7 protein-coding genes and 1 pseudogene are annotated in these 5617 nt (G+C 69.5%); 7 read left to right on the top strand and 1 reads right to left on the bottom strand.

The genetic code is table 11. The features are described from left to right. Positions 1-210: 210 nt before the first annotated feature. The 7 genes and pseudogenes from AB0H57_RS32310 to AB0H57_RS32280 all read left to right on the top strand — a co-directional run bounded on the left by AB0H57_RS32310 (position 211) and on the right by AB0H57_RS32280 (position 4706). Positions 211-747, top strand: coding sequence for an RNA polymerase sigma factor (locus tag AB0H57_RS32310; protein WP_357512476.1), 537 nt, complete (start codon positions 211-213; stop codon positions 745-747). After that, positions 744-818 (top strand): annotated as a pseudogene (locus AB0H57_RS32305) (hypothetical protein); the annotation flags it as partial. The gene AB0H57_RS32310 and the pseudogene AB0H57_RS32305, both read left to right, overlap by 4 nt. A 559-nt stretch (positions 819-1377) precedes the next feature. Further along, positions 1378-1560: a hypothetical protein gene (locus AB0H57_RS32300; protein ID WP_357512480.1), complete on the top strand. Its 183-nt coding sequence runs from the start codon at positions 1378-1380 to the stop codon at positions 1558-1560. Further along, a complete protein-coding gene (locus AB0H57_RS32295) occupies positions 1557-2312 on the top strand; it encodes an ABC transporter ATP-binding protein (protein ID WP_357512478.1) in 756 nt (251 codons plus the stop codon). The genes AB0H57_RS32300 and AB0H57_RS32295 overlap by 4 nt, the downstream gene beginning before the upstream one ends. Next, the gene (locus AB0H57_RS32290) at positions 2309-3583 is read left to right on the top strand and encodes a hypothetical protein (protein WP_357512474.1); all 1275 of its coding nucleotides are present in this window, start codon (positions 2309-2311) and stop codon (positions 3581-3583) included. Before AB0H57_RS32295 ends, AB0H57_RS32290 begins: the two co-directional genes overlap by 4 nt. After that, positions 3580-4212: a hypothetical protein gene (locus AB0H57_RS32285; RefSeq protein WP_357512472.1), complete on the top strand. Its 633-nt coding sequence runs from the start codon at positions 3580-3582 to the stop codon at positions 4210-4212. The genes AB0H57_RS32290 and AB0H57_RS32285 overlap by 4 nt, the downstream gene beginning before the upstream one ends. Positions 4213-4367: 155 nt before the next feature. Beyond that, on the top strand, positions 4368-4706 hold the full coding sequence (locus AB0H57_RS32280) for a hypothetical protein (protein ID WP_357512470.1): 339 nt from the start codon (positions 4368-4370) through the stop codon (positions 4704-4706). A gap of 196 nt (positions 4707-4902) precedes the next feature. On the opposite strand, the gene AB0H57_RS32275 is transcribed toward AB0H57_RS32280, so the two are convergent. Beyond that, positions 4903-5217, bottom strand: a complete 315-nt coding sequence (locus tag AB0H57_RS32275) for a hypothetical protein (protein ID WP_357512468.1) — start codon at positions 5215-5217, stop codon at positions 4903-4905. Between the last annotated feature and the right edge of the window lie 400 nt (positions 5218-5617).

Here is a 5617-nt window from a genome sequence, read left to right as displayed (position 1 = left end):
CAAGAGGGTGTCGAGGTCTTGCGTCACAACATGATCATCGGCACCCTCCCTTCATGCCCAGACATCGACCCCTGACATCGGAACTACTCGTCTAGAGGCTCGCGAACCGTCGGGCCGACTTGCGACTGGGTTGGTCGTAACTCGCGGATCAGCCCGGCGTGTGGCGCGGTGGAGAGAACCGTTTCGCCGAGTGATGCGTCCTAACCTTGCGTGATGGACGTGGGCGACGAGGAGCTGTTGCGCCTCGTCGGGAAGGGTGACCGCGGGGCGTTCGACGTGCTGTATGCGCGTAACGCGCCGTGGTTGGTGCTGCGTCTGCGCCGCCGGTGTCGTGATCCGGAGTTGGTCCGGGAGGTGGTGCAGGAGACGTTCCTGGCGGTGTGGCGGGCCGCGGCCGGCTACCGCGGGGACGGTGCGGCGGTGGGCTGGCTGTGGTCGGTGGCGGCTGGTCGGTTGATCGACGCGCGGCGGCGTGCGTTGGCCCGTCCGCAGAGTGTGGGGGCGCCGGGCGACGACGTGTTGGCGTGGTCTCCGTCGGCGGAGGACGAGGTCTTGGCCGGTGCATACGACGCCGAGTTGGAGCGGGCGCTGCACCGGTTGGCGCCGGAGTTGCGGGCGGTGTTGCAGGCGACGGTGCTGGACGGCCTGACCGGGCGGGAGGCCGCGGTGTTGCTGGGTGTGCCGGAGGGCACGGTGAAGACCCGGGCGATGCGGGCGCGCCGCGAGTTGAGGGAGGCCCTGTCGTGACCGGGTTCCACGTCGACGCCGGGGTGCTGGCGGCGTACGCCGAAGGCGGCCTCGCTGACGTTGACGCGTGGTCGGTGGAGGCGCACCTCGACCGCTGTGCGGACTGCCGGACGAGCATCCCATCGGACGCGTCCACGGCTCTGGTGGTGGAGGCGGTCGCGGTATCGCTGGGCAGCCGGTTGCCGACACCGGGGCGGGTGCGGCAGGCGACCGGGTGGCGGCGGATCAGGGTGTTGGTGGGTGCGGGGCCCGCTGCGCGTGCGGCGTGGTTGCTGTCGGTGGCCGTCACCGGGGTGCTCACCGCGGGGCTGGCGGTCAGCCCGACGGTGGTTCCGTCGTGGTTGCTCCTGTTGATCGCGCCGGTGCTGCCCGCTGTCGGTACGGCCCTGTCGTACGGGCCGCGAACCGATCCGTTGCACGAGTTGATCGCGGGGACACCGCAGGGCGGCCTGCGGATCGTGCTGTGGCGCACGCTGGCGGTGCTCGCGGTCGCGGGGCCCGTCGCGGTCCTGGCCGGCGCGGTGACGGGCATCGGTACGCCGGGGCTGTGGCTGTTGCCCTGTGTGGCGTTGACCGTGCTGACGTTGGCGCTCGGCTCGTTGGTCGAGCCCGCGTACGCCGCCGGAGGGCATGGACACCCTGCCCGAGCCCGTGCTTGTGGTGGCAGGGGCGTGGGCGGTGGTGGTGCTGGCGCCGCCGGTCAGCGGTGTGGCGGTCCTGGTGTCGAGCGGTTCGGGATGGCTGGGCGTCACCGCGGTGGCCGCGGTGGTGGTGTATGTGCGTCGGGAACGGGTGGGAAGGCAACCGGCATGACGACGGTGAGCGTCGACGGCCTGCGGGTCAGCTATGGCAAACGAGTCGTCTTCGACGACCTGGATCTTGAGCTGGGTGTGGGCGTGCATGGGTTGCTCGGCCCGAACGGCGCCGGCAAGACCACCCTGATGCGGGTCTTGGCCACGGTGCTGCGACCCGACCGAGGTGACGTCCGGCTGCTGGGCCACCACATCGGAAACCCCGCGGCATTGCGGCAGGCGCGCCGCCAGTTGGGTTACCTGCCGCAGGCGTTCGGGTTCTACCCGCGCCTCACCGTCCGGGAGTTCGTCGAGTACTTCGCCTGGCTGAAGGAGATGCCGCCGGCGCGGATTGCGCTGGCGGTGGACCGGGCGATCGAGCGGGTCGGCCTGCTGGAGCGCGCCGACGACCGGATGAAGCACCTCTCCGGCGGGATGTTGCGCCGCGCCGGCATCGCCCAGGCCATCGTGAACGACCCCCGGCTGCTGCTGTTGGACGAGCCGACCGCCGGTCTGGACCCGGAGCAGCGGGTGCAGTTCCGGGCGCTGCTGCGGGAGCTGGGCCTGGATGCCGTGGTACTTGTCAGCACTCACCTGGTCGAGGACGTCGTAGCGGCGTGCACCCGGGTGAACCTGGTCGACGGCGGGCGGCTGGTCTTCACCGGCCTCCCCGATGAGCTGATCGCCGCCGGTGGGGACGGCGACAGCGGCGACTCCCCGATCGAGCGGGGCTACACGGCGGTGCTGCGCGGCGCCCGGACGGCACCGCGGTGAGGCGCGCGCTGAGGGTGGAGCTCCGCCGCGGCACGGCGCCCCTCGCCGCTGCGGCGATGTTCGGCGCCGGAGTGTGGATGCTGGCCGTGCACCGGGACGACTGGGCCGGCCGGTGGGCGGGTCTCGCCAACTACCTGCGGGTGTCGATGCTGATCCTGTGCGCCCTCATGATCGCTGCCGGCGCGTGGCAGTCCGGTCGGGAACGGCGGCGCGACATCGACGAGCTGATCGCTTCCACCCCCCGTCCGGGCTGGCAACCACTGGTGGTGGCCTGGCTCGCCGTGACCGTGGCCGGTGCCGCCGGACTGTTGGTCGCGTTCGCCGGAGCGGCGGTGCTGGTAGCGCGGGTCGCGACGTACACCGGCGGAGGCTGGTGGTGGACGCTGGCCGTCGGTGTCCTCGCCCTGGCCGCCGCCGCCGCGGTCGGCGTCCTCGTCGGCCGGCTCGTGCCGCTGCGCGTGGCCGCCCCGATCGCCGGCCTCGCCACCTACCTCGGCCTGGCCATCGTCGTCTACTGGGACGGCACGCCCGCCGCGTGGCTCTCGCCGGTCTACGGCGGCTGGGCGGTGTACTCAGCCGTCCCTGGACGGGTCACCGCATTGCAGGCCGCCTGGCTGGTGACTTTGACGGTCCTGCTGCTCGCCGCCGCCGCGCGGCAGCGGCGAGCAGCCCTGCTGGCCGGCGGACTCGCCGTCACCGTCATCGTGCCGATCACCACCGGACCGGGCACCTATCGCCTCCCGGCCGACCCGGCCGCGGTGGAGCTGGTGTGCACGAGCAGCGGCCCGCAGGTGTGCCTGTCCCGGATCAACGCCTTCCTGATCGACGACGTCACCGAGGTTGTGCAGCCCATCCTGGCCCGTCTCGACGGGATACCCGGAGCGCCCCGACGAGCCGCTGACCAGGCTGCCCAGCCGGCTGGCCAGTCCATTGAACGGGATGACGGCACGGTCTGGCTCAGTCTCGACTACCAGTCCACCGCGCTGGGCGGCTTGGTCAGCCGGAAGAGCCTGCGGGCGGACTTCCGGCAGGTGACCCGGGCCAGATGCGAAGACCCCCACGGGGTTCACGAAATCGACCAGCGGGTCTACCGGACCGACACCCTGGCCACCGACTGGATGCTCGACGAGGCAGCCACCCCCGACGACGTGCCCCTCGCCGGGCTCCGCGCAATACCGGAGCCAGCGCAGCGCACCTGGTTCGCCGCTTACCTCGATGCCGCCCACCGATGTGACATCCCGGCGCTGATTCGCCTCGGGGAGCAGCCGTGACCGGCCGCCTGCTCACGCTGCACCTGCGCTCCCGGGGCGCTCCCACGTTCCTGGTCGGTGTCGGTGTCATCGCGCTGCTGGCCTGGGCCGCCGGAACGTGGCTCGCCACCAGGCCCTACTTCGACGGACCGGCCGCCCGCGTCCCCGTGGTCGCGCTCGCACCGCTGCTGGCCGCACTACTGCTCGGGCCCACCCTCGCCGGCGCGGACGAGGACCTCGAACGCAGCACACCCCTACCGTGGCGGGCCTGGCGAGCCGGTCACCTTCTCGTCGCCGCTCTCATCACCGCCATGGCGCTCAGCCTGGCCGGGCTACAGGCACCCGACACGTACGGCGCCCATGCACTGGTTCGCAACGCTCTCGGTTGTATCGGACTGGTCGCCGGCGGCGCAGCGCTGCTCGGCGTGCGGCTGGCATGGCTGCCAGCCTTCGGCTACGTGTGCGCCGTCTACGCCGCCGCTCCACGCCAGACCAACGCCATCGTGGCGGCCTGGGCATGGCCGATCCAGCCCTCCACCACCTCAGCATCCTGGCTCACCGCCGTCACGATCCTCGCCCTCGGTGCCGCCGCATACCTGCACCGCGGATCCCGCGCCTCGACTGGCCGCCACTACCGGCCGAGACGCTGATTGCGTGGCCCACCTGCGCCACCACCGCGTCTGGGCCGCCAGGAGTTGACCGCCAAGGTTCTCGCCGCCGCACGCACGCAGCCCGTCGCCATTGCTGGCCTGGTCAGACCAGATATCGACGGTGGCGGCGCAGGCCTGGGCCGTACGCTGCCAAGATGGACATCGGGTATGCCTGGGGCGCCGACCAGCCGCCCGATCCGGCTGCGGCCAGGGCCGCCGAAACAGACGCGGATGGCCTGATGCCGGAGCAACTGCCGGAGGTGCGCGAGCCGATCGCGCGGGGCTGGCAGTTGGCCCCGGACGCTCCCATGCTGGTCTTCCTGCCCTTGGTGTGGCCTCCGCAGCAGCGTACTTGGGTGCCGGACCGGGCTACCCGCTACGAGACCTGGACCGAACTGGACCCAAAGACGTACGAGGTGCTCAGCCTCGGCCTCGGGATCCGTCCGGCTGGACGGCACGAATGGCCAATAACCCAACAGCAGAACTCCGGCTAGCGCCACTAGTGCAAGCCACCAGGGCACGGCTGCCCACCCTTTCGATCGCGAAGCCTACGAAACGCAACCAGATGATGTTATGACCGGTCCTTGAATCAATTGGATGGCCAATGGTTGGCCGCGCTCCCACGTGCTGGGTGGGCGATGAGTGCCGCAGCTCGACGGTCGTCGGACAGTTGAAGTGCCGAGAAGGGTGTCACTTCTCTTCTGCGTCGCCGACATCGGTTACCTGATCCTTCCTCCATCTAAGATAAGCGGCCATCCTCGCCTGATCCGCTCGCATCTTGCGGCGTCGGGCAATAAAGGAAGTGATCAGAAGTCCAAAGCCGAGTGCCGCGAGCAGGTATGCCGGAACGAGGCTTTCACCAACCCCTACGATCAAGAATGCTCCGAAAAGCAGGAAGCCGGCCAGGTATAAGGAGATTCCCCAAATCGAATAGAGGGAAGCCAGTCCATGCCTGCCCGCGAAGTCGCGGAACTCGCGGGGGATCTCATGCTCATCATTTCTCATATCAATCACCTCTTCGCCAGCTTATGCCATCCGGAAGTCATCTGCCAGGCGTCCCAAGGCCCCTGGGGCAGCTCCCCATAATTGTCGCCGATCGGGTCTTAAGTTCAGGGGGTCGCGGGGTCAACGTGGACACTCACGTTGACCCCGCTACCTGTTTTACTCAAGTCAGGGTAAAGCTGGGCACAAGGTCAGTTACCTACCATCCCCAACGACCTCGCTGAATTCCGGCTTGAGTGTTAGCGAAGTGGAGTGCTGTCAACCCCGCGTACCTACGTGAACTCCTATAGTAGGTCTCCCTCAGTGAACCTTTCCGAGTAACGGTGTAAGGACTTGGAGTAGCCGGCTCGGCCAACGGTCCAGACGCGCCCAGATCCGGTGCGGTGCAACGGAAAGACGCAGA

This window comes from Micromonospora sp. NPDC050686 (genome assembly GCF_040654475.1).
GTDB lineage: Bacteria > Actinomycetota > Actinomycetes > Mycobacteriales > Micromonosporaceae > Micromonospora.
This window is presented reverse-complemented; position numbering and strand designations above follow the sequence as displayed.